21 protein-coding genes are annotated in these 24,116 nt (G+C 36.4%); all 21 read left to right on the top strand.

What is annotated here, in order from left to right; all coding sequences use genetic code 11:
• Positions 1 to 40 precede the first annotated feature (40 nt).
• The 21 genes from bshC (at position 41) to AC3WTA_RS07105 (ending at position 24,113) form a co-directional block, all read left to right on the top strand.
• Positions 41 to 1,657 (top strand): bacillithiol biosynthesis cysteine-adding enzyme BshC, encoded by a 1,617-nt coding sequence (bshC, locus tag AC3WTA_RS07205; protein WP_000403050.1) that lies wholly within the window; start codon positions 41 to 43, stop codon positions 1,655 to 1,657.
• 368 nt (positions 1,658 to 2,025) lie between these two features.
• Positions 2,026 to 2,958, top strand: coding sequence for a 16S rRNA (cytosine(1402)-N(4))-methyltransferase RsmH (rsmH, locus tag AC3WTA_RS07200; RefSeq protein WP_000472512.1), 933 nt, complete (start codon positions 2,026 to 2,028; stop codon positions 2,956 to 2,958).
• 15 nt (positions 2,959 to 2,973) lie between these two features.
• Complete coding sequence (ftsL, locus tag AC3WTA_RS07195; protein ID WP_000067079.1) at positions 2,974 to 3,336, top strand: cell division protein FtsL; 363 nt, start codon at positions 2,974 to 2,976, stop codon at positions 3,334 to 3,336.
• Between the two features lie 21 nt (positions 3,337 to 3,357).
• Positions 3,358 to 5,508: a penicillin-binding protein gene (locus tag AC3WTA_RS07190; RefSeq protein ID WP_078183234.1), complete on the top strand. Its 2,151-nt coding sequence runs from the start codon at positions 3,358 to 3,360 to the stop codon at positions 5,506 to 5,508.
• A gap of 81 nt (positions 5,509 to 5,589) precedes the next feature.
• Positions 5,590 to 7,506 (top strand): stage V sporulation protein D, encoded by a 1,917-nt coding sequence (locus AC3WTA_RS07185; RefSeq protein ID WP_001266244.1) that lies wholly within the window; start codon positions 5,590 to 5,592, stop codon positions 7,504 to 7,506.
• Positions 7,507 to 7,713: 207 nt separating this feature from the next.
• Complete coding sequence (gene murE / locus AC3WTA_RS07180) at positions 7,714 to 9,189, top strand: UDP-N-acetylmuramoyl-L-alanyl-D-glutamate--2,6-diaminopimelate ligase (RefSeq protein WP_000766287.1); 1,476 nt, start codon at positions 7,714 to 7,716, stop codon at positions 9,187 to 9,189.
• A 22-nt stretch (positions 9,190 to 9,211) separates the two neighbouring features.
• Complete coding sequence (gene mraY / locus AC3WTA_RS07175) at positions 9,212 to 10,186, top strand: phospho-N-acetylmuramoyl-pentapeptide-transferase (protein ID WP_000893058.1); 975 nt, start codon at positions 9,212 to 9,214, stop codon at positions 10,184 to 10,186.
• A complete protein-coding gene (murD, locus tag AC3WTA_RS07170) occupies positions 10,187 to 11,539 on the top strand; it encodes a UDP-N-acetylmuramoyl-L-alanine--D-glutamate ligase (RefSeq protein ID WP_000860100.1) in 1,353 nt (450 codons plus the stop codon). It abuts the gene before it with no gap.
• A gap of 90 nt (positions 11,540 to 11,629) precedes the next feature.
• A complete protein-coding gene (gene spoVE / locus AC3WTA_RS07165) occupies positions 11,630 to 12,721 on the top strand; it encodes a stage V sporulation protein E (RefSeq protein ID WP_000753517.1) in 1,092 nt (363 codons plus the stop codon).
• Positions 12,722 to 12,825: 104 nt separating this feature from the next.
• Positions 12,826 to 13,920, top strand: coding sequence for an undecaprenyldiphospho-muramoylpentapeptide beta-N-acetylglucosaminyltransferase (gene murG / locus AC3WTA_RS07160; protein ID WP_001265424.1), 1,095 nt, complete (start codon positions 12,826 to 12,828; stop codon positions 13,918 to 13,920).
• A 61-nt stretch (positions 13,921 to 13,981) separates the two neighbouring features.
• Positions 13,982 to 14,887: a UDP-N-acetylmuramate dehydrogenase gene (gene murB, locus AC3WTA_RS07155; RefSeq protein WP_000437051.1), complete on the top strand. Its 906-nt coding sequence runs from the start codon at positions 13,982 to 13,984 to the stop codon at positions 14,885 to 14,887.
• A gap of 98 nt (positions 14,888 to 14,985) precedes the next feature.
• Positions 14,986 to 15,756 carry a cell division protein DivIB gene (gene divIB / locus AC3WTA_RS07150; protein ID WP_000798232.1) on the top strand — a complete coding sequence of 257 codons (771 nt, stop codon included), beginning with the start codon at positions 14,986 to 14,988 and terminating at the stop codon, positions 15,754 to 15,756.
• A 400-nt stretch (positions 15,757 to 16,156) separates the two neighbouring features.
• The gene (gene ftsA / locus AC3WTA_RS07145) at positions 16,157 to 17,464 is read left to right on the top strand and encodes a cell division protein FtsA (protein WP_001087543.1); all 1,308 of its coding nucleotides are present in this window, start codon (positions 16,157 to 16,159) and stop codon (positions 17,462 to 17,464) included.
• A gap of 39 nt (positions 17,465 to 17,503) precedes the next feature.
• On the top strand, positions 17,504 to 18,658 hold the full coding sequence (gene ftsZ, locus AC3WTA_RS07140) for a cell division protein FtsZ (RefSeq protein WP_492332857.1): 1,155 nt from the start codon (positions 17,504 to 17,506) through the stop codon (positions 18,656 to 18,658).
• Between the two features lie 313 nt (positions 18,659 to 18,971).
• Positions 18,972 to 19,889, top strand: coding sequence for a sigma-E processing peptidase SpoIIGA (spoIIGA, locus tag AC3WTA_RS07135; protein WP_000261992.1), 918 nt, complete (start codon positions 18,972 to 18,974; stop codon positions 19,887 to 19,889).
• A gap of 19 nt (positions 19,890 to 19,908) precedes the next feature.
• Complete coding sequence (gene sigE / locus AC3WTA_RS07130; protein WP_000976947.1) at positions 19,909 to 20,628, top strand: RNA polymerase sporulation sigma factor SigE; 720 nt, start codon at positions 19,909 to 19,911, stop codon at positions 20,626 to 20,628.
• Between the two features lie 157 nt (positions 20,629 to 20,785).
• On the top strand, positions 20,786 to 21,565 hold the full coding sequence (gene sigG, locus AC3WTA_RS07125) for an RNA polymerase sporulation sigma factor SigG (protein ID WP_000197753.1): 780 nt from the start codon (positions 20,786 to 20,788) through the stop codon (positions 21,563 to 21,565).
• Between the two features lie 172 nt (positions 21,566 to 21,737).
• Positions 21,738 to 22,016 carry a YlmC/YmxH family sporulation protein gene (locus AC3WTA_RS07120; protein WP_000619414.1) on the top strand — a complete coding sequence of 93 codons (279 nt, stop codon included), beginning with the start codon at positions 21,738 to 21,740 and terminating at the stop codon, positions 22,014 to 22,016.
• A gap of 117 nt (positions 22,017 to 22,133) precedes the next feature.
• Positions 22,134 to 22,952, top strand: a complete 819-nt coding sequence (gene pgeF, locus AC3WTA_RS07115; protein ID WP_001249693.1) for a peptidoglycan editing factor PgeF — start codon at positions 22,134 to 22,136, stop codon at positions 22,950 to 22,952.
• The gene (locus AC3WTA_RS07110) at positions 22,949 to 23,623 is read left to right on the top strand and encodes a YggS family pyridoxal phosphate-dependent enzyme (RefSeq protein WP_000218035.1); all 675 of its coding nucleotides are present in this window, start codon (positions 22,949 to 22,951) and stop codon (positions 23,621 to 23,623) included. The genes pgeF and AC3WTA_RS07110 overlap by 4 nt, the downstream gene beginning before the upstream one ends.
• Positions 23,624 to 23,642: 19 nt before the next feature.
• Positions 23,643 to 24,113 carry a cell division protein SepF gene (locus AC3WTA_RS07105; protein ID WP_000119131.1) on the top strand — a complete coding sequence of 157 codons (471 nt, stop codon included), beginning with the start codon at positions 23,643 to 23,645 and terminating at the stop codon, positions 24,111 to 24,113.
• The last annotated feature ends 3 nt before the right edge of the window (positions 24,114 to 24,116 follow it).

Genomic DNA, 24,116 nt, shown 5'->3' with positions numbered 1-24,116 from the left:
GTGGATTGGTGAGAGAACAGGATACGAAAGGAAGAATTATATGGAGATAAAAGAAATCTCTGTTCCGCAACAAGGTGTTGTAGCGGACTATATGAACGGTAAAAAAGAGATACAGTCGTGTTTTGACTATATGTTAACAGAAGATGCTTTTAAACAGCGTGTACATGATTTGCGTGAGAGGGAGTTTTTCCGCCAAGATTTAGTAGCGCATTTATTAGAATATAATACAAATTTACAAGCGGGAGAAGCTACGATTCAAAATGTAAAAGCGCTTGGAGAAGAAAATACATATGTTGTTATAGCTGGACAACAAGCTGGGTTATTAACTGGACCACTTTATACAATTCATAAAATTATTTCAGTTTTACAGCTTGCGAGGGAGAAGGAAGAAAGTTTAGGTATTAAAGTTGTTCCTGTTTTCTGGATTGCTGGTGAAGACCATGATATGGATGAAATTAATCATACTTTTGTAACGAAGAATAAAAAAATAAAAAAGACTATTTTTCATGATCGTAATCCGAAAGTGGCGAGTGCTTCAGAGTCCGAGCTTTCTTTGGAAGACTGTAGAAAGTGGATTGAAGAAATTTTCAAAACATACCCTGAAACGAATTTTACAAAGGATGTACTGCAATTTATTGATGATTCTTTGGGGGAATCGAATACGTATGTAGATTTCTTTGCCCATCTTATTATGAAAATGTTCGTTAATTCTGGTTTAATTCTTGTTGATTCACATCATCCTGAATTAAGAAAATTAGAAGTGCCGTTTTTTAAGCAAATTATAGGTAAGTATAAAGAAGTGCAAGAGGGGCTTCATAACCAACAGGAAATAATTAAAGAGTTAGGATATAAACCGATTATTGAAACAAAGTATAATGCAGTACATATATTCATGGAAATTGATAATGAGCGAGTATTACTTGAAGACGATCAAGGGAAGTTTGTAGGGAAGGATGGAGCGTATTCCTTTTCATATGAGGAATTGATGGAAGAGATGGAAAGAAGTCCGGAACGCTTTAGTAATAATGTTGTAACGCGCCCTCTTATGCAAGAGTATCTATTTCCTACGCTCGCGTTTATTGGAGGACCAGGGGAATTAGCTTACTGGAGTGAATTGCAACAAGTTTTCCATACGATTGGTTTCCAAATGCCGCCTGTCGTTCCGCGTATTACAATCACTTATGTAGAGAGGGATATAGCGACAGATTTATACGATTTGCAATTGCAAGACAGTGATCCGTTTTTAAATAACGTAGATAAGTTGCGTGAAAACTGGTTATCTAATCAAATAGAGGAACCGATAGATGATCGATTTGTAGAGGCGAAAAAAGAAATAATTGATATCCATACGTCATTACAACAGTTTGTGAAGAAAATAGATCCTGGATTAAGTGCGTTTGCAGGGAAAAATGAATTCAAAATTAATGAACAAATTGAACTGTTGGAAAGAATGTTGAAAAGAAATGTTGAGAAAAAACATGAAGTACAGCTAAATAAATTCCGTCGCATACAATTTGCACTTCGTCCATTAGGGGCGCCGCAAGAGCGTGTGTGGAATGTATGTTACTATTTAAATCAGTTCGGTTTGGATTTCGTGGATCGTGTAATGGAAAAACCGTTTTCTTGGGACGGAAAACATCATGTTATAAAACTATAGAATCTTGCTCTTAGGAGCAGGATTTTATTTTTGTCCCGTTGAATTTACTGTGAAGTGGAATTTTTCTGAATTATTAATTTTAAAAAAGTGGATATCGTAATTATGCAGGATACTTAAATATATGACAAAATAGCACAAAATGTAAACGTATTATCATCTTTTTCGACAGTTTTTTATTTAAATTCCCGCAAAAGATGATAAAATTTAGTATATAATAAAAGAAAATAGCGATTTGTATAGTATGCTGCCTTTGTAGGCAAGTTAAATGAGTCGTTCTTTCATAGTATTTCGTTCTCTAATCGTGAAATATGCGTTTGGAGGAGGAGATGCATTCAACATAATTAATTGGAAAAAGAGTAGGTGCAACAATGTTTAAACACGTAACAGTGCTTTTGAAGGAAACAGTAGACGGCTTAGATATAAAGCCAGGTGGTACATATGTAGATTGTACACTGGGGGGAGGAGGACATAGTTCTTATTTATTATCCCAATTAACTGAAGGTGGAAGATTAATCGCGTTTGATCAAGATGAGATAGCGATTCAAAATGCGAAAGAAAGATTCTCTTCATACGGTGAGCAGTTCATAACAGTAAAGAGTAATTTCCGTTATTTATCTGAAAAACTACAGGAATTAGGTATAACAGAAGTAGATGGTATTTTATTTGATTTAGGTGTTTCATCCCCACAATTAGATACACCAGAGCGTGGCTTTAGTTATCATCATGATGCACCGTTAGATATGCGGATGGATCAAGATGCCCCATTAACAGCATATGATGTTGTAAATAGCTGGTCATATGAGCAACTTGTAAGGATTTTCTTCCAGTATGGTGAAGAGAAATTTTCAAAACAAATAGTAAGGAAAATTGAAGCGTATCGTGAGAATAAAGCTATTGAAACGACAGGAGAATTAGTAGAACTAATTAAAGAGGGTATTCCAGCTCCTGCTCGTAGAACGGGTGGACACCCTGCGAAGCGAGTGTTCCAAGCAATCCGTATTGCGGTAAATGATGAATTGAAAGTATTTGAAGAAGCGTTGGAATCTGCAATTGAGATGGTCAAGCCGGGCGGAAGAGTTAGTGTTATAACATTCCATTCTTTAGAAGACCGTATTTGTAAAACGACGTTTAAGCGAAATAGTACAACGCCACAATTGCCACCAGGATTACCAATTATTCCTGATGAATTTAAGCCGAAATTAAAACTTATTACAAGAAAACCGATTTTACCTTCTGATATAGAGTTAGAAGAAAATAATCGAGCGCGTTCTGCGAAATTGAGAATCGCTGAAAAACGATAAAAAGGGGAGAGAGGTATGAGTAACTTAGCTGTAAAGTACAAACAACAAGCGCAAGAAGAGATACAGATTCAAACGCCCCCACAGCAGATGGTTCAGCCAAAAGCTAAAGCGAAGATTACAAGAATCGAAAAACTGTTGTATGTAGCATTTATTGGCTTTTTATTGTATGCCTGTGTAGCGTTTATTGGAAATAAAGCAGGCCTTTATCAAGTTAATGTAGAAGCAGCGACGATAGAACAAAAAATTGTACAGCAGCAAAAAGAAAATCAAGAGTTACAGGCTGAAGTAGAGAAGTTAAGTCGCTATGAACGAATCGCTGAAGTTGCAAAAAAGCACGGGCTAGAAATTAATGCGAATAATGTGAAGGGCCTCAAATAAGGCAATAGGTGTGAAGGGAAAATGAAGAGAAATATGACTAAATTTCATACCAATAAGGGAGCAGGGTATTTTATGATTTTATTCCTCCTGCTCTTTTTGCTATTGTTAGCCCGATTTTTTTACATACAAGCAACAGGAACTGTTCATAATCAAGATTTGGATGCACTTGCTAAGCAAAAACATAGTAAAACAGGAGTTCTGGAAGCGAATCGCGGGACGATTTATGATCAAAATGGTCATGTATTAGCGCAAGATGCAAACTCTTATAAACTTGTAGCGGAATTAAAAGGTGCGAATCCAGTTAAGGATAAAGAGGATACTGCAAAGAAAATTGCGGGAGTACTCGGAAAAGATGAAGAGAAGATTTTAGATACGTTAAATAAAGAAGGTAGAAGTCAAGTGGAATTTGGGAAATTAGGTAAGGGCTTGACGAAAGAACAGAAGGAACAAATAGAAGCATTAAAATTGCCAGGTATATCTTTTATTACTGAAAATGCAAGAGTGTATCCAAACGGTGATTTCGCATCTTATGTCGTAGGTCATGCGAGACCTGATGATAAGGGGATTGCTATAGGGCAATTTGGTTTAGAAAAGAGTTTGGATAAGTATTTAGGAGCTTCTAACGGAAAAGTAGCTTATACAGGCGATCGTAAAGGCGTGTCTCTTGACGGCGGGAAAGTGAATGTAGAGGCACCTAAAAATGGAGATAATGTATATCTAACACTTGACCAGCGTATTCAAAGTTATTTAGAAGACGCAATGAAAGAAGCGAGTAAACATTATGAACCAGAAAGCTTAATAGCAATTGTTGCGGATCCAAAAACAGGGAAAATATTAGGGATGTCTAGTAAGCCTAGTTATGATCCGAACCAAGAGAATAATAAATATTTTTATAATGACGCAATTGCAAATGCATTTGAACCTGGATCAACAATGAAAATTTTCACGCTAGCGGCAGCTATTAATGAAGGTGTGTATAAAGGACAAGATTATTATCAGTCTGGTACATATCAAGTCGGAAACCGAAAAATAAAAGATCATAACGGCGGAGCAGGATGGGGATCTATCACATTTGATGAAGGGGTAGAGCGCTCTTCCAACGTAGCGTTTGCAATTTTAGGGGATCAAAAACTTGGCCCAGAACGTTTCCGAAAATATATTCATAGTTTTGGATTAGATGAAAAAACGAACATTGATTTACCTGGTGAAGGTTCAAATACAATTATATTCGATCAGCAAATACAGCAAGTAACAACAGCTTTTGGACAAGGTTCTACTGTAACGCCAATACAGCTTGTACAAGCTGCAACTGCTATTGCAAATGATGGAAAAATGATGAAACCTTATACAATTGATAAAATTGTAGATCCAATAACAGGCGAAGTAAAATTAGAACATAAGCCAGAAGAAGTGGGAAAACCTGTTACGAAAGAAACAGCAGCGCAAGTAAGACAGTTATTAGAACGCGTCGTTACATCGCCGAAAGGAACAGGAACTGCTTATAAAATCGATGGATATTCAGTTGGTGGTAAAACAGGGACAGCGCAAATTCCGGATGGAAAAGGTGGCTATATGACGGGAAGAGAGAATTATATATTCTCATTCTTAGGGATGGCACCTATGGACGATCCGCAACTTGTTGTGTATGTAGCTGTAAAACAGCCGAAATTGAAAGATGATGAGAATGGCGCACAGCCTTTAGCTGATATTTTTAAATATGTAACTAAAAATAGTTTAGAGTATTTAAAGATTAAGCCAAATGAAATAAAAGACCCGAAAAAATATGTAAAAGAACAACAAACTGTCGTTCCGGATGTAACAGGGAAAACGATGGAAGAAGCGAAAAAGGCAATTGATAAAGCAAAACTTCGTCCAATCGTATTAGGTGAAGGGAAAGTGCAGCAGCAAGTGCCAAAAGCAACTGAGCAAACATTAAAAGGTGACCGAGTCTTCTTAGTAGGAGATAAACCTACAATGCCAAATATACAAGGCTGGGCACTGCGTGATGTTATGAATTTAGCGAAAACATTAAAGCTTAACCTAAAACCTACTGGTACCGGATATGTAACTGAACAAAGTGTGGCAGAAGGAACATTGTTACAACCTGGTACAGAGTTAGGTGTAACACTTGTACCGCCACTTGAACCACAACAAGAAGCAGAAAAACAGTAATGGTAAAAGAGAAGAAGTTCTAATTAAATAAGTACAAGCATATATTGGAACAAGCTAGGCGTAAGGGAGGCTTGTTCCAATATGCGTGTATCAAATGTAACAGTTAGAAAACGACTTATTTTTATACTCATATCAGGTATACTTATTTTCACTATCATCGATATTCGTCTTGGATATGTGCAATTTTTTCTTGGGAATATGTTAACGGATCGTGCGAAAGATTCATGGAGTCGTAATATTACTTTTGAACCTGAACGTGGGAAGATTTTAGACCGGAATGGTGTGGAACTTGCTACGAATAAAAGTGCCCCAACTGTCTTTGTTGTACCGAGGCAAATTGAAAAACCAGCAGAGACTGCAGAGAAGTTAGCTGCAGTATTAGGTGTGGAAAAAGATGAGGTTTATAAGCGGATTACAAAAAAAGAATCGATTGTAAGGTTAGATAAAGGTGGAAGAAAAATATCACATGATAAAGCGAAAGAGGTACGAGGATTAAGTTTGAAAGGTGTTTATATCGCAGAGGACTCTATCCGGTACTATCCATTTGGCAACTTTTTATCACACGTATTAGGGTTTGCGGGTAGTGATAACCAAGGTCTTATGGGACTGGAAAAATATTATGATAAAGAGCTAAATGGTGATGAAGGTCATGTGCGTTTTTTTGCAGATGCAAAAGGACAAAGGATGCCTAATGTTGGCGATGATTTCAAAAAACCAGAAGCTGGTTTGAATTTAGGTTTAACAATTGATGCACGTATTAATAGAATTATGGAAAGAGAAATGAATATTGCAGAGTCGACATATAATCCAGATGGTATGATTGCGATTGCAATGAATCCGAAAAATGGTGAAATTTTAGGTATGTCGAGTCGGCCGAGTTTTGATCCAGCAGATTTTCAAAGTGTTTCTCCAGAAGTGTATAATAGAAATTTACCAGTATGGAGTACCTATGAGCCTGGTTCAACATTTAAGATCATTACGTTAGCAGCAGCCTTGAATGAAAATTTAGTAGACTTAGAGAAAGATACGTTTTATGATGATGGAGCAGCTGAAGTGGGTGGAGCTAGATTGAAATGCTGGAAAGCGGGAGGCCATGGTAGCCAAACGTTTTTAGAAGTAGTTCAAAACTCATGTAACCCAGGATTTATTGAACTTGGTGATCGTCTTGGTAAAGACCGATTGTTTAAATATATTCGTAATTTCGGCTTTGGACAGAAAACCGGAATTGATTTGCAAGGTGAAGGTAGTGGGATTTTATTTAATTTAGATAAAGTCGGTCCAGTCGAGCAAGCAACAACTTCATTCGGTCAAGGTGTTTCTGTTACGCCAATCCAACAAGTAGCGGCAGTAGCAGCGGCTGTAAATGGTGGAACATTGTATCAACCGTATATAGCTAAGGAATTTATTGATCCGAAGAACAATCAAGTTGTAAGTAAAAAGACACCTGTGGAAAAAAGAAAAGTTATTTCCAAGGAAACTTCAGAAAAAGTTCGGTATGCATTAGAGAATGTTGTAGCAAAGGGATCTGGTAAAGGTGCTTTCATTGATGGGTATCGTGTAGGTGGAAAAACAGGTACGGCTCAAAAGGTGAAAGATGGTAAATATTTAGAGAATAATTATATAGTATCTTTTATCGGTTTTGCTCCAGCGGATGATCCGGAAATTGTTGTCTATGTTGCTGTTGATAATCCGAAAGGTGTAACGCAATTTGGTGGAGTAGTAGCAGCTCCAATTGTTGGGAATATTCTTCGGGATGCACTTCCTGTTATGGGAGTGAAACCGAGAAAAGAACAAGTTGAGAGAGAATATAAATGGGGCGATACACCAACTGTGGAAGTTCCGAATTTAATTGGTATGAAAAAGAAAGACTTACAGACACAACTCGTCGATTTGAAGCTTGATATAAGTGGAGACGGAGAGAAAGTAATTAAACAATCCCCAGAAGCAGGAGCTAAAGTGAAAGAAGGCTCAAAAATTAGAATTTACTTCGGGAATTAAAGGTAACCTAGTACGTTTTATGGTACAATTGGTGGAAGTGAGTTCTTTATAGAAGAGTTACTTAATTTGAGGCTGTAAGAGCCCCAATTATAAATAAGTCTATTTATTAGACACAGTAGCACTTACCTCCTATTTTACATATTTAGGAGGTAACGTGTTGCTTATTAAAAAAGAGATAAATACACAATGTAGAGAGGGTTTAGTGAAATGAAGTTGCATACACTTTTATCATGTTTGCATGATTTTCCAGTTGTTCCAAAAGAAAATCCAGAAATCACATCTATAGAAGCTGATTCACGTAAAGTGAAAGAGGGAAGCTTATTTGTATGTATGAAAGGATATACGGTTGATAGCCATGATTTTGCTAAGCAAGCAGCGGCACAAGGAGCGGCTGCTATTGTTGCGGAAAGACCAATTGATGTTGACGTTCCAGTTGTACTTGTGAAAAACACTTTTCGTTCGTTAGCGGTTTTAGCTGATTATTTTTATGGTCAACCAACACACAAGTTACATTTAATCGGAATTACAGGTACAAATGGAAAGACAACAACATCGCATATTATGGATGAGATTATGCGCGCACATGGTCATAAAACGGGGCTAATTGGAACGATTAATATGAAAATCGGTGATGAAACATTTGAGGTGAAAAATACAACACCAGATGCACTAACACTTCAACAGACATTTTTAAAAATGGTTGAGAACGGTGTAGATAGTACAGTAATGGAAGTTTCGTCACATGCTTTAGATCTTGGTCGTGTACACGGATGTGATTACGATGTAGCAGTGTTTACAAATTTAACACAAGATCATTTAGACTATCATAAAACGATGGAAGAATATAAACATGCAAAAGGATTGCTATTTGCACAACTTGGCAATAGTTATAACCATGAGCGTGAAAAGTACGCGGTACTGAATAACGATGATGCTGTAACTGCGGAATATATGAGAAGTACTGCGGCAACTGTTGTAACGTATGGAATTGATACAACAAGTGATATTATGGCCAAAGATATCGTTATGACGAGTGGTGGAACTACATTTACGCTTGTAACACCGTATGAAAGTGTAAATGTTACGATGAAATTGATTGGGAAATTTAATGTATATAACGTACTAGCGGCAACAGCGGCAGGACTTGTTTCTGGTGTAAGTTTAGAAACGGTTATTGATGTAATAAAGCAACTAGCTGGAGTTCCAGGACGTTTTGAAGTAGTTGATGGTGGACAAAATTATACAGTTATTGTTGATTATGCACATACACCAGATAGCTTAGAGAATGTATTAAAAACAGCAAAACAGTTTGCAAAAGGCGATGTATATTGTATCGTCGGTTGTGGTGGAGATAGAGATCGAACAAAGAGACCAATCATGGCAAGTGTTGCAACAAAATATGCAACTCATGCAATTTACACTTCAGATAATCCAAGAAGTGAAGAGCCAGGAGCTATTTTAGATGATATGGTGCAAGGTGCAAATGGGAATAATTATGAAGTAATTATTGATAGAAAAGAAGCGATATACCATGCAATTGCTAACGCGAAAGCTGAAGATATCATCATTATTGCTGGTAAGGGTCATGAAACGTATCAAATTATTGGTAAAGACGTTCATCATTTTGACGATCGTGAAGTCGCTAAAGAAGCAATTACAGAGCGTTTAAACAACGAAGAGTAACAACGTGAGAGGAGGACTACATGTGCTTGAGCAAGGTTTATTAGTAACGGCTGGGGTAGCATTCTTAATTTCTGTTGCCCTTTCGCCATTGTTTATTCCATTTTTAAGGAAATTAAAGTTCGGACAGAGTATTCGTGATGAGGGACCAAAGTCACATCAAAAAAAATCAGGGACACCGACAATGGGTGGTATTGTCATATATGTATCTATGATGGTAACTTCACTTATTATGGCGATTAAGTTTAATCATTTAGGTGCAGAGGTTTCGTTATTATTATTAGTGACATTTGGCTACGGATTAATTGGATTTTTAGATGACTACATAAAGGTAGTTAAGAAGAGAAATCTTGGTTTAACATCAAAACAAAAATTAGTAGGTCAGCTTGTTATTGCTATTGCGTTCTTTTTAATTGGAAAAGGGCAAGCGTTCCACACATACATCATGATTCCGGGAACAGATGTTAAGTTTGAACTAGGTTGGGCGTATTTTGTACTTGTATTATTTATGCTTATTGGTGGATCAAATGCAGTTAACTTAACTGACGGTTTAGATGGTTTATTATCAGGAACAGCTGCTATTGCATTTGGAGCGTTTAGTATTATTGCAGTAGCGCAAGAGCAATTTGGAGTAGCGATATTCTGTATGGCAGTTGTAGGAGCTGTACTTGGATTTTTAGTATTCAATGCAAATCCAGCGAAAGTGTTTATGGGAGATACAGGTTCCTTAGCTTTAGGTGGAGCCATTGCAGCTGTAGCGATTTTATTAAAACAAGAATTACTACTTGTAATCATTGGTGGAGTATTCGTAATGGAAACTTTATCTGTTATTATTCAGGTCATTTCTTTTAAAACAACAGGAAAACGTGTCTTTAAAATGAGTCCATTACACCATCATTATGAATTATGTGGTTGGTCAGAGTGGCGCGTTGTTGTGACATTTTGGTCTGTAGGATTTTTATTAGCTGTGTTAGGAATTTATATCGGGGTGTGGATGTAATTGAAAACTGTAACTGAATTTCAAAATAAAAATATTCTTGTATTAGGCATTGCAAAAAGTGGTTATGCAGCAGCTACGCTGTTACAAAAATTAGGGGCAAATGTAATTGTAAATGACGGAAAGCCTTTAGCGGATAATGTACTTGCTGCAGAATTACAAGCGAAAGGAATGGACGTTGTATGCGGTGGTCATCCTTTAGAATTGTTAGAGAGAAATATTTCTCTTGTAGTAAAAAATCCAGGAATCCCGTATTCTAATCCAATATTAGTTGCTGCGAAAGAAAAGCAAATTCCAATTGTTACGGAAGTTGAATTAGCATATCGTATTTCAGAAGCGCCATTTGTTGGGATTACGGGGTCTAACGGTAAAACGACGACGACAATGCTTGCATTTGAAATGCTAAAAGAAGGACAAAAGCATCCTGTAATTGCAGGGAACATAGGAACTGTAGCGTGTGAAGTAGCACAGGATGCAAAAGAAAATGAAGTTGTAGTTACAGAACTTTCATCGTTCCAACTGATGGGAGTAGAATTGTTCCAACCTAAAATTGCTGCGTTTTTAAATTTATTTGAGGCCCACTTAGATTATCACGGGACGAAGAAGGAATATGGTTTAGCAAAAGCAAATATTTTTAAAAACCAAACAGAAAATGATTATAGTGTAATAAATGCAGATGATGCAGATGTGATGGCTTTATCTGCTTATAGTAAAGGGCAAAAAGTACTATTCTCGACAACGAAAGAAATTGAAGATGGTGCGTGTATAAAAGAGAATGCTCTTTGTTTTAAAGGTGAAAAAGTTGTTGAAGTAGGCGATATCGTTTTACCTGGTCAACATAATTTAGAAAATATTTTAGCAGCGATGAGTATCGCAAAATTATTAGGTGTTTCTAATGAAGCAATTACGGCGGTGTTAAAACGTTTTACAGGTGTAAAACATCGTTTAGAATATGTAACAACTATTAACAATCGTAAGGTTTATAATGATTCAAAAGCAACGAACATATTAGCGACTGAGAAAGCTTTATCTGCGTTTACACAACCGATTGTGTTATTAGCAGGTGGGCTTGATCGTGGAAATGAATTCGATGATTTAATTCCGTATTTCAAAAATGTAAAAGCAATTGTAACATTTGGACAAACAGCTCCAAAATTAGTAAGAGCTGCAGAAAAAGCGGGATTAGATACAGTTGAAAGTGTCGATACTTTAGATGAAGCGGTAGTGAAAGCTTATGCTCATTCTACAGATGGCGATGTAATTCTTCTTTCTCCAGCATGTGCAAGCTGGGATCAATTTAAAACATTTGAAGAAAGAGGAGACATTTTTATACAAGCTGTGCATAAACTTATATAAAGTAAATCAAAACATCAGTAGGCTAACACCTACTGATGTTTTGTTACATAGGGCAAAAGTTTCTGCCTAAAGAGGTGGTGTTTATGGGTAATGAAGAAAACGCCTGATTTTATTCTCATCATCGTTACACTTGCGTTGTTAACAATCGGAATGGTTATGGTGTATAGTGCGAGTGCGGTTTGGGCCTCTTATAAAATGGGGGACTCGTTCTTTTTTGCAAAAAGGCAATTGCTATTTGCAAGTATTGGTGTAGTGGCTATGTTTTTAATTATGAAAATTGATTATTGGGTGTGGCGTACGTATTCAAAAGTAATTTTGCTAGTTTGCTTCATTCTTCTTATTCTTGTTCTTGTTCCTGGGGTAGGACTTGTTCGAGGAGGAGCGCGAAGTTGGATTGGAATCGGGGCATTTTCCATTCAACCGTCAGAATTTATGAAGTTTGCGATGATTATTTTTTTAGCGAAATTTTTAGCGGAACGACAAAAATTAATTACCTCGTTTAAACGTGGTTTACTACCAGCTCTTAGTTTTGTATTTCTTGCTTTTGGGATGATTATGTTACAGCCAGATCTTGGAACAGGAACGGTAATGGTTGGGACATGTATTATTATGATATTTATCTCGGGAGCAAGGGTCTTTCACTTTGCAATGTTTGGTTTGCTTGGTGTAGCAGGATTTGTAGGGCTAATTGCATCAGCACCGTATCGAATGAAGCGTATTACATCATATTTAGATCCGTGGTCAGATCCGCTTGGAAGTGGATTTCAAATTATTCAATCGTTACTCGCAATTGGACCTGGTGGATTATTCGGGCTTGGACTTGGACAAAGTAGACAAAAGTTTCTTTATTTACCTGAACCGCAAACAGACTTTATATTTGCAATCTTATCCGAGGAATTAGGTTTTATTGGTGGTTCATTTGTGTTATTATTATTTAGTCTATTATTATGGCGTGGGATTCGTATAGCTTTAGGAGCGCCAGATTTATATGGTACGTTTTTAGCAGTAGGTATTGTGGCGATGATTGCGATTCAAGTAATGATTAATGTTGGTGTTGTAACAGGATTGATGCCTGTAACAGGTATTACTTTGCCGTTTTTAAGTTATGGTGGATCAAGTTTGACATTAATGTTAATGGCAGTAGGTGTATTATTAAATATAAGTCGCCATTCTCGCTACTAAACCCTGTTTTATAAGACAGGGTTTTTCGTATGTGCGCGAAGAAACATGATGTATATAGAAATAAATACGACTGAAATAAGAAAAGAGAAGCGGAGGAGTTAGTAGTGCGTGTATTAGTAAGTGGTGGGGGCACTGGAGGTCATATTTATCCGGCTCTTGCTCTAATAAGAGAAATAAAAAAATTAAATCCGGAAGCAAGGTTTTTATATATTGGTACGGAGAGTGGATTAGAGAGCACAATCGTTCCAAAAGCAGGCATACCGTTTCAATCTATTGTTATAAGTGGATTTAAGCGTAAAATATCGTTAGATAACGTGAAAACGGTGATGCGCTTCCTAAAGGGTGTACAAGATAGTAAACGATATATTCGTCGTTTCAATCCGGATATTGTGATTGGAACGGGTGGATATGTATGTGGACCAGTTGTATATGCTGCAGCAAAATTAGGTATTCCAACCATTGTACATGAACAAAATAGTGTACCTGGTGTAACGAATAAATTTTTAAGTCGCTATGTTGATAAAGTTGCGGTTTGTTTTGAAGCGGCTGCAGAACATTTTCCACAGTCAAAAGTGGTGATGACAGGAAATCCAAGAGCATCAGAAGTGATGGATCAGAATGGAATGAAAGGAAAACGTTCAGTAGGTTTATCTCTTCCTAAAAAATCGGTACTTATTTTTGGTGGAAGTCGTGGGGCTAGACCGATTAACGATGCTTTCGTAGAGGCAATTGAACAGTTTGGAAATAAAAGTTACGAAATATTGTATGTAACAGGTGAAGTTCATTATGACAAAGTGATGGAAGCAGTGAAGCAAAAAGGGAATCCGAATAATGTTATTATTAAACCTTTCATTCATAATATGCCAGAGGTACTTACAGGTGTAGATCTTGTTGTTTCAAGAGCGGGGGCAACAACACTTGCAGAATTAACCGCGTTAGGTAAGCCAAGTGTGTTAATACCGAGTCCTTACGTCACAAATAACCATCAGGAAAAGAATGCACGTTCCGTTGTCGATAAAGGAGCAGCAAAAATGTTGCTTGAAAAAGATTTAACAGCAGAAACACTTATTCGTGATATTGATGAGATTTTATTAGATGCACAAACATTACAAAATATGAAGCTGGCTGCGGGGCAATTAGGTATTCCAGATGCAGCAAATAAGCTGTATGAAGTAATGAATAAGCTTGTAAAAAAATAACGTTAGGTGAACGCCCTGCATACTACTGTAATAAGGATACTTAGTATGGGGGAGATTGTTTATGGAGCAATTAGTAAATGAGCTTATAGAAGCAAATGTTGGTCGCGTGTTAGTGAATGAAGCGTTAGCGCGTTATACCACTATGAAAATAGGTGGACCAGCTGATATTTTAATTGTGCCAAAGCATGTTGCCAGTATTGAAAAAACGTTGCAGTTAGTAAAAAAATATAAAACAAAGTGGACTGTAATTGGTCGAGGTTCGAACCTTCTTGTATCTGATCTAGGTATAGAAGGTGTCGTTATTCGTTTAGGAGAAGGATTAGACCACTTAGAAGTCGAAAAACATAGAGTAAGAGTTGGTGGTGGGTATCCCCTTATTAAATTATCAACTTTACTTAGTCGTCAAGGGTTATCCGGCCTGGAATTTGCCAGTGGTATTCCAGGAAGTATTGGTGGTGCAGTGTATATGAATGCAGGAGCACATAAATCGGATATATCAAACATATTATCAAAAGCTCTTATTTTGTTTGAAAACGGAACAATTGATTGGTTAACGCATGAAGAAATGGAGTTTTCCTATCGTACTTCTGTATTGCAAACGAAACGTCCTGGTATTGTTTTGGAAGCTGAGTTTCAATTGCAGGTAGGAGAGCGTGAGGGAATCGTAAGCGTCATGCAAAAGAATAAAGACTACCGCCGTGAAACACAGCCGTGGAATCATCCTTGTGCAGGAAGCATATTTCGGAATCCAATCCCATACTTTGCAGGAGACTTAATAGAAAAGGCGGGGCTTCGTGGTTATCAAATAGGCGGAGCTCAAATTTCTGAAATGCATGGAAATTTTATTATTAATACTGGGGGAGCCAGTGCGCAAGATGTCGTATCTTTAATTGCATTAATAAAACAAACAATCAAGGATAAATTTGGCGTAGAAATGCATACAGAAGTAGAAATCATTGGAAGATAACGGTTATTCGTTCCGCTCATTATCATTTATGTTATAATAAGAAGATAAGAACGGCATGAGGAACATGCCGTTTTTTATGTTACGTAGGGGGATCGTACATGAAAAATAGTAAAGTGATTAAACTACAGGATCGTGTACCAAAGTTAAAAAATCAACAGAAGAAAAACAAGAAAAACGTTAATCATCGGTTGATTTTATACATATCAATTTTATTTTTATTAGTGCTCTTTTTAATTTATTTTCGGTCTCCGCTAAGTAATATCAAAAAGATAAGTGTGTTTGGAAATCATTATATGACAGATGAACAAGTGATGAAGGAATCAGGTGTGACGTATGATACAAGTTATTTCCGAGTGACAGCACATAAAGCAGAAGAAAACCTAACGAAACGAAAAGAAATTAAAGCAGTAAATGTAAAAAAACGTTTTCCAAATAAAATTGATGTTCATATTGAAGAATATTTAACGATTGGTTATATAAACAAAGATGGGAAATTACAACCGTTACTAGAGAACGGGAAAACACTTGATGTACTTCCGAACGGAAAACTTCCTGTTGCAGCACCAATTTTTGAACCTTTTAAAGAGGAAAAAATGAAGGAGTTAATTGCTGAGCTTGAAAAATTAACACCAACTATTTTAAGGTCTATTTCTGAAATTCGTTATTCACCGACGAATGCGAATGAAGATCACCTTACTTTATATATGAACGAAGGGTACGAAGTGAGCACTACGATTCAAAATTTCGCAAAGCGTATGGAAGCTTATCCGCTTATCTTAAAAACAATTGAGCCGGGTAAAAAGGTATTAATTGATTTAGAAGTAGGGGCATATACGAAAGAATTAGGAGCGGAAGAAAAAAAAGAATAGAACGATAGTTTTTACTACGTTCCTGTAGAAAAAACGAAACGAACGTTCTACTTGATGCATCTGAATTTACAAGAATGGTTCATTTGATGAAAAAGATGTAAAAATTCTTAGATTCATACTAGGATTGGTACAAGTTTCACTTTTCTATGAGTACATCTTAGTGTAGACTTATACTTGGCGGTAATCTTTACACTTGAAATAGAATTATTTCAAGATAAGCAGTTATTCACAGTTTACTGCGATATTCTTAAATGAATGTTAAATAAAAATAAGAAAAATATAGGGTTAAAAAAGGGAAACGTATAAAGACGTTGAATATTTTTCTTATAAATAGTAAAGTTGCGATTGTTGTTCCATATATTGAGTTGTATGGTATAAATAAAGAAGGAGGTGCCAAAGAATGAACAGCAATGAAATATATGTTAGTCTTGACATCGGTACATCCAATGTTAAAGTCATCATTGGTGAAATGGTTAATGACAGCTTAAACATTATTGGTGTTGGAAATGTAAAATCAAATGGTTTAAAGAAGGGATCGATAGTTGATATAGACGAGACTGTTCGATCAATTAAAAAAGCAATTGAACAAGCTGAGCGCATGGTGGGAATCCACATTGAGCAAGTTGTAGTAGGTGTCAATGCAAACCAGGTACAGCTACTTCCTTGTCACGGAGTAGTCGCTGTTTCAAATGAAGATCGTGAAATCGGGAATGAAGATGTCTTACGCGTTCTAGATGCAGCACAAGTTGTGTCAATTGCTCCAGAGCGTGAGTTTATTGATGTGGTACCTCGACAGTTCATCGTAGACGGTCTTGACGAGATTAACGATCCACGCGGGATGATCGGTGTAAGATTAGAAATGGAAGGTACACTTATAACAGGCTCGAGAACTTTACTACATAACCTACTTCGTTGTGTAGAAAAAGCAGGTCTTGAAATAGTTGATATTTGTCTTCAACCTTTAGCGGCTGCAACAGTTGCTATATCTTCAGATGAAAAACATAGAGGAGTAGCCCTTGTTGATATGGGGGGAGGATCTACAACTTTATCTATTTTTAAAGATGGAGAGTTACAAGCGACGAGCGTATTACCGTTAGGTGGAGACCATATAACGAAGGATATTGCGATTGGGTTGAAAACTTCAACAGACAATGCAGATCAAATAAAGTTGAAATATGGACATGCTTTTTATGATACAGCATCTGAAGAAGAGATGTTTACGGTTCCTATTATGGGAAGCGATCAAACAGAACAATATTCTCAGTTGGAATTATCGGATATAATAGAGGCTCGTGTAGAGGAAATTTTAATGTTTGTTCAAGATGAAGTGCGTAAGTTAGGAGTAAAGCAAGTAGCTTCTGGCTATGTACTAACTGGTGGAATTGCTTCTATGCCGGGTGTTCTTGATCTTGCATATGATATTTTACATGAAAATGTTCGTATAGCGACTCCTGATTATATTGGTGTGCGTGAGCCCCAATATACAAGTGGAGTAGGATTAATTAAACATTCTTATCAAAAAGCTAAATTACGTGGAAAAAATGTGCAGGAAAAGCAAGAACATTTTGAACCAGTACCAGCACCAGCACCAACGCCGGTACAACAGCAACCTGCGAAACAAAAAACTCGTAATCAAAACAATAATAATCAAAATGATGAACGTATGATGTCAAAAGTAAAACGTGTATTCCGTTATTTATGGGATTAAAATTGGACACGAAAAATGAGGTTCTAGGGGGATTTCGACATGTTAGAGTTTGATACTACTCAAGATCAATTAGCGAATATAAAAGTTATCGGTGTCGGCGGTGGCGGAAATAATGCTGTAAACCGTATGATTGAACACGGTGTACAAGGTGTAGACTTTATCGCTGTGAATACTGATGCACAAGCATTAAATCTATCAAAAGCTGAAACAAAAATGCAAATTGGTGGAAAATTAACACGTGGACTTGGTGCAGGTGCAAACCCTGAAGTAGGGAAAAAAGCTGCAGAAGAAAGTAAAGAACAGATCCAAGAAGCACTTCGTGGTGCAGATATGGTCTTCGTAACTGCTGGTATGGGCGGCGGAACTGGAACTGGTGCAGCTCCAGTTGTTGCTCAAGTTGCAAAAGAATTAGGTGCATTAACAGTTGGTGTTGTGACACGTCCATTTACATTTGAAGGACGTAAACGTGCAACGCAAGCAGCATCTGGTATTGCGGCATTTAAAGAAAATGTAGATACACTTATTGTAATTCCAAACGATCGCTTATTAGAGATTGTTGATAAAAATACGCCGATGTTAGAAGCATTCCGTGAAGCAGATAACGTATTACGTCAAGGTGTTCAAGGTATTTCTGATTTAATTGCAACACCAGGTTTAATTAACTTAGACTTCGCAGACGTAAAGACAATTATGTCTAATAGAGGTTCTGCTTTAATGGGTATTGGTTCTGGTAATGGAGAAAATCGTGCTGCTGAAGCTGCGAAAAAAGCGATTTCTAGTCCATTATTAGAAACATCTATTGATGGAGCTCAAGGTGTTATCATGAACATTACGGGTGGAGCTAACTTAAGCTTATATGAAGTACAAGAAGCGGCAGACATTGTAGCTTCAGCTTCAGATCCAGAAGTAAATATGATCTTCGGTTCTGTTATTAATGAAGGATTAAAAGATGATATCGTTGTAACTGTAATTGCAACTGGTTTTGATGATAGTGCTTCGACGCAGCCATCAAAACCAATTATCCGTCCGACTGCGAATCACACGCAACAACAGCAACAGCAAGTAGCTCAACCTTCAAAACAACGTGAAGTTAAGCGTGAAATGAAACGTGAAGAGCCGGTTGTGCATGAGCGTCATACAGATTCAGATGACATCGATATTCCAGCATTCTTACGTAACCGTCGTAGACGATAAAAGAAAAGGAGCTTTCATGCTCCTTTTTTGTTTTATACAGAGAAAAGATCTGCTAAGCAGGTCTTTTTTTATTTTATATATTTCGATTTATCCCGCTATTTGCTGGGCAGCCTGATTGGTGTGGGGTGATTAAAGTTTCACTTAATATATAAGTAAAAAGATATAGTATTCTATGAAACATATACTTTTATTTTTTACCGACAGATTTTGTCTAGAAAGCACAAAATAACAAAAAAACACCTCCGCAAATTGACACACTTTCCTATTGGATATGCATTATACTAGTCTCAACTTAAAAAAAGAGGTGAATTGTTTGGTTGTTTACGCCGACGTTGTTTGGTTGTTAAACGCCTGCATTGATTTTCTTTTACTTTTATTAACAGCAACCGTGTTAAAAAAGAAGATCAAAAGATGGAGGCTTGTGTTAGGGGCACTTATAGGTTCAACCATTGTTATTTTTGCCTTTACTCCTTTTGCTTCTATGATGACACATCCAATTATGAAACTACTGTACTCGTTACTTATTGTGTATACAGCATTTGGGTTTACAACGTTTAGAAACTATGCACAAACTGTTTTTACTTTTTACTTTGTAACCTTTATGGTTGGCGGAGGGTTAATTGGGACTCATTTCTTTTTGCAAACGAATGAAATGGTAAATGGATTGGTTCAATCTCAATCAATTTCTTACGGTGATCCAATTAGCTGGTTGTTTGTTGTTTTTGGTTTTCCAGTAATTTATTATTTTTCTAAAAAGCGTATTGAAAGCGTAGAGGTTACAAAAATACACTATGACCAAATTGTGAAATTGAAAATTCAATTAGCTGAAGAGGAACTAGAACTCGCAGGTTTAATTGATAGTGGGAACCAACTTTACGACCCGTTAACAAAAACACCCGTTATGATTATGCATATTTCATCATTAGAGCATTGCTTGCCAGCTTGGTTAACAGAACAAATTTATTCCAAAACAGAGATTCCTCAAATACCAGAAAATGATTCTGGCTGGGCGACAAAATTACGCTTAATTCCTTTCAGAGCAGTAGGAGTAGAGAATCAATTTTTATGGGCAATTAAGCCAGACAGTGTGCAAATTCATCATGAAGGTAGTTCTATTGTAGTCAGCAAAGTATTGATTGGATTAAATACACAACAGTTGTCAACCAATGGAGAGTATCAATGTATTGTGCATCCGAAAATGTTAATTTCGCAAAAAATGGTAATTGCTTAATAATGGGAGGCGGGATAATATGATGAAATTAAAATTTTATTTAGTATACCTTTGGTATAAAGTATTGTTGAAATTAGGAATTAAGACCGATGAAATTTATTACATCGGTGGAAGTGAAGCGTTGCCACCACCGTTAACGAAAGAAGAAGAAGAAGTTCTTTTGAATAAATTGCCAAAAGGAGATCAGGCAGCAAGATCGTTACTGATTGAACGCAACTTACGGTTAGTTGTATATATAGCAAGAAAGTTTGAAAATACAGGGATAAATATTGAAGATTTGATTAGTATAGGAACAATCGGCCTTATTAAAGCAGTGAATACATTTAATCCGGAAAAGAAAATAAAATTAGCGACATATGCCTCACGTTGTATAGAAAATGAAATTTTAATGCATTTGCGTCGGAATAATAAAAATCGTTCAGAAGTTTCTTTTGACGAACCGCTTAACATCGATTGGGATGGGAATGAACTTTTGTTATCAGATGTATTAGGTACAGATGATGATATTATTACAAAAGATTTAGAAGCTACTGTAGATCGTCATCTTCTAATGAAAGCATTGCATCAATTAAATGATCGTGAAAAACAAATTATGGAACTTCGGTTTGGGCTTGCTGGAGAAGAGGAAAAGACGCAAAAAGATGTGGCGGATATGCTTGGGATTTCACAGTCATACATTTCGCGTTTAGAAAAAAGAATCATAAAAAGATTACGAAAAGAATTTAATAAAATGGTGTAAAGAATAAGACCAGCCGTTATCTAGGCTGGTCTTATTCTCTTTCGTTGTATGAGAAGAGACAACGAAAATGAAAAATGAAGAGAAAACCGCATGCATAAAATCCCCTTCAAAGGAAATACTTTACACTGTACAGCAACTCCCGATAGGAGGGAACACTTTGACGAGAAACAAAGTAGAAATTTGCGGTGTTGATACAGCTAAACTTCCCGTACTAAAAAATGATGAAATGCGTAAATTATTTCGTGAAATGCAAAGTGGAGAGATAAGCGCAAGAGAGAAATTAGTGAATGGAAACTTACGTCTTGTACTGAGCGTCATCCAAAGATTTAATAACAGAGGAGAATATGTTGACGATTTATTTCAAGTTGGTTGCATCGGACTTATGAAATCCATTGATAACTTTGATTTAGGCCAAAATGTAAAATTTTCAACGTATGCTGTGCCGATGATTATTGGGGAAATACGCAGATATTTGCGTGATAATAATCCGATTCGCGTATCTCGATCATTACGAGATATTGCGTATAAAGCGTTACAAGTAAGAGAGAAATTGATTGCAGAAAATTCAAAAGAGCCAACAGCAATGGATATTGCAAAAGTGCTTGAAGTGACTCATGAAGAAATTGTTTTTGCATTAGATGCGATTCAAGATCCAGTTTCATTATTTGAACCGATTTATAACGATGGGGGAGATCCTATCTTTGTTATGGATCAGTTAAGTGATGAAAAACAAAAGGACGAGCAGTGGGTTGAAGAGTTAGCACTGAAAGAAGGGATGAAGCGTTTAAATGATCGTGAGAAAATGATTATTCGAAAACGTTTCTTTCAAGGAAAGACACAAATGGAAGTTGCAGAAGAAATTGGGATTTCTCAAGCACAAGTGTCACGTTTAGAGAAATCAGCTATTAAACAAATGAATAAGACGATTCAAGGATAAGGTTTCACCATTTATGGTGAAACCTTTTTATATGTAATATAGTTTGTCTTCGCTCATAGTAGGGAAGCTGTGTTCATATAATGAAAATAATATGGGATTAGTAGAGGGTGCTTCCTGTTAATTTGAGAAACAGTGTTTTTTCAATTCGTCATATATAAGGGAGAGGATGAAAATGATAAGAATTTCGGAGTTGCAGATGAAAGAGATAATAAATGTTTCAGATGGAAAAAGGCTTGGGAATATTGGAGATATTGAAATTGATATGAACACAGGGAAGATCGGGTCTATTATTATTTCCAAACAGGCACGTATGTTAGGGATCTTTGGGAAGGATGTAGAAATTGTAATTCCTTGGGAGGAAATTATGAAAATTGGGGAAGATGTCATACTTGTTAGAGTAAATCCTGTTAATTCTGTAACAGAATCAATACAAACACCGACAATTTCATAAAGAATATTACAAATTCCTCTTTTTTTTCTGTTGGTATTATGAAAAAATAAAAGTATGGTAAAATAGACAGGAAGTACCATGCTTTTTTATGTTATTTTAATTAAAAGGAGTCACTTTATGAGACAACCATTTAAATATGTGGACGGTATACTGTATTTACAAGCGTGGAAAGAACTTGGAAACATTACTGCTGGATTTACGACAAAAGATGGTGGGGTAAGTACGGGCTCCTTTCATGCGATGAATTTAGGATTACATGTGAATGATATCGTGGAGAACGTTCATGAAAACAGACGCATTTTAGCAAATAAGTTACAAAAACCATTAGAAAACTGGATTTGCTCTGAACAAGTTCATGATCATCATGTTGAAAAAGTAGGACAACAGGAAAAAGGAAGTGGCGTCTATTCATATGAAGACGGCATTTCAAAAACAGATGGCATTTATACGACTAATAATGATGTTCTTCTAACATCATGTTACGCGGATTGTGTTCCACTCTATTTTTATGCACCATCACATGGTATGATAGGACTTGCGCATGCTGGATGGAAAGGGACTGTAAAAGAGATTGCAAAGGAAATGATTCAAAAATGGAATGCAGAAGGGATTTCAAGTGATGAAATTCATGTTGCAATTGGACCAGCAATTGGATCTTGTTGTTACGTTGTTGATGATCGAGTATTAACAGCAGCAGAGCAAGTAGTAAACGGCTCTGTCCCTTATAAAAAAATTTCTGATGGGCAGTACGCAATTAATTTAAAAGAAATTAATCGTATATTATGTGTACAATCAGGCATAAAAGAAGAGAATATTGTAATGTCATCTCTTTGTACAAGCTGTGAAGAACAACTATTTTTCTCTCATCGTCGTGATCAAGGTAAGACAGGAAGAATGTTGAGTTTCATAGGTTTTAAGGAGGAAAAAAGCAAGTGACAGTACAAAAAAATTTAACAACTGTAAATGAAGCAATTAAACAATCTTGCGTACGAGCGGGACGTTCGTTGCAAGATATTAAACTCGTTGCGGTTACAAAAACGGTAGGAATTGAAAAAACAAACGAAGTAATTGAAGCTGGAATTATCGATTTAGGTGAAAATAGAAATGAAAGTTTCTTACAGAAGTACGAACATTTCGGTTCAAAAGTGAATTGGCATTTTATTGGATCATTACAAACGAGAAAAGTAAAAGAAATCATTAATGAAATTGATTATTTACATTCGTTAGATCGTCTTTCACTTGCAAAAGAAATTCAAAAACGTGCTGATAAGAAAGTGAAATGTTTTATTCAAGTAAAAACATCATCTGAAGAATCAAAGCAAGGATTGGCAATAGAAGAAACCGTTTCTTTTATTCAAAGTTTGCAAGAATTGGATAAGATTGAAGTGGTTGGACTAATGACAATGGCTCCGTTTACAGAAGAAGAGGAAGAAATCAGACGCTGTTTTAAGGAGTTATGTATGCTACAAACAGAGGTGCAGGAGCTAGAATTATTACATGCGCCATGTAAAGAATTATCAATGGGAATGTCTAACGATTACACGATTGCAATTGAAGAAGGTGCTACATATATTCGTTTGGGGACGATTTTAGTAGGAAAAGCGTAAAAGGAAGGAGAATCTTATTATGAGTTGGTCAAAAGTAAAATACTTCTTTTTTGATACACCGGAAGAAAAAGAAGCAGCTCAATATAGTTATGAAAAGGAGCAAACAGACATGAAGAAGCAGCAAGATCCGCCAGAACAACAAGATGTTGCGTTTCCAAAAGCGCAACCGAAACAAAATGTTGTGAGCATTGAAACGGCAAAGCAATCTTCAAAAGTTGTTTTATTAGAACCACGCACATATTCGGAAGCACAAGGGATTTCGGACCATTTAAAAGGTAGACGAGCTGTTGTGATTAATTTACAACGAATGTCTACTGATCAAGCTGTACGTATCGTTGACTTTTTAAGTGGTACTGTATACGCTATAGGCGGGGACATTCAAAAAATAGGACCGAAAACATTTATGTGTACCCCTGAAAATGTAGATATTGTTGGTGCAATTTCAGAGTTATTCGGTGAAGAAGAAGACACAAATATAAAGAGGTGGTAATAC

This window comes from Bacillus sp. EB106-07-01-XG149 (genome assembly GCF_058791555.1).
The sequence above is the reverse complement of the archived record's forward strand: the minus strand, read 5'-3'. Positions and strand labels throughout refer to the sequence as shown.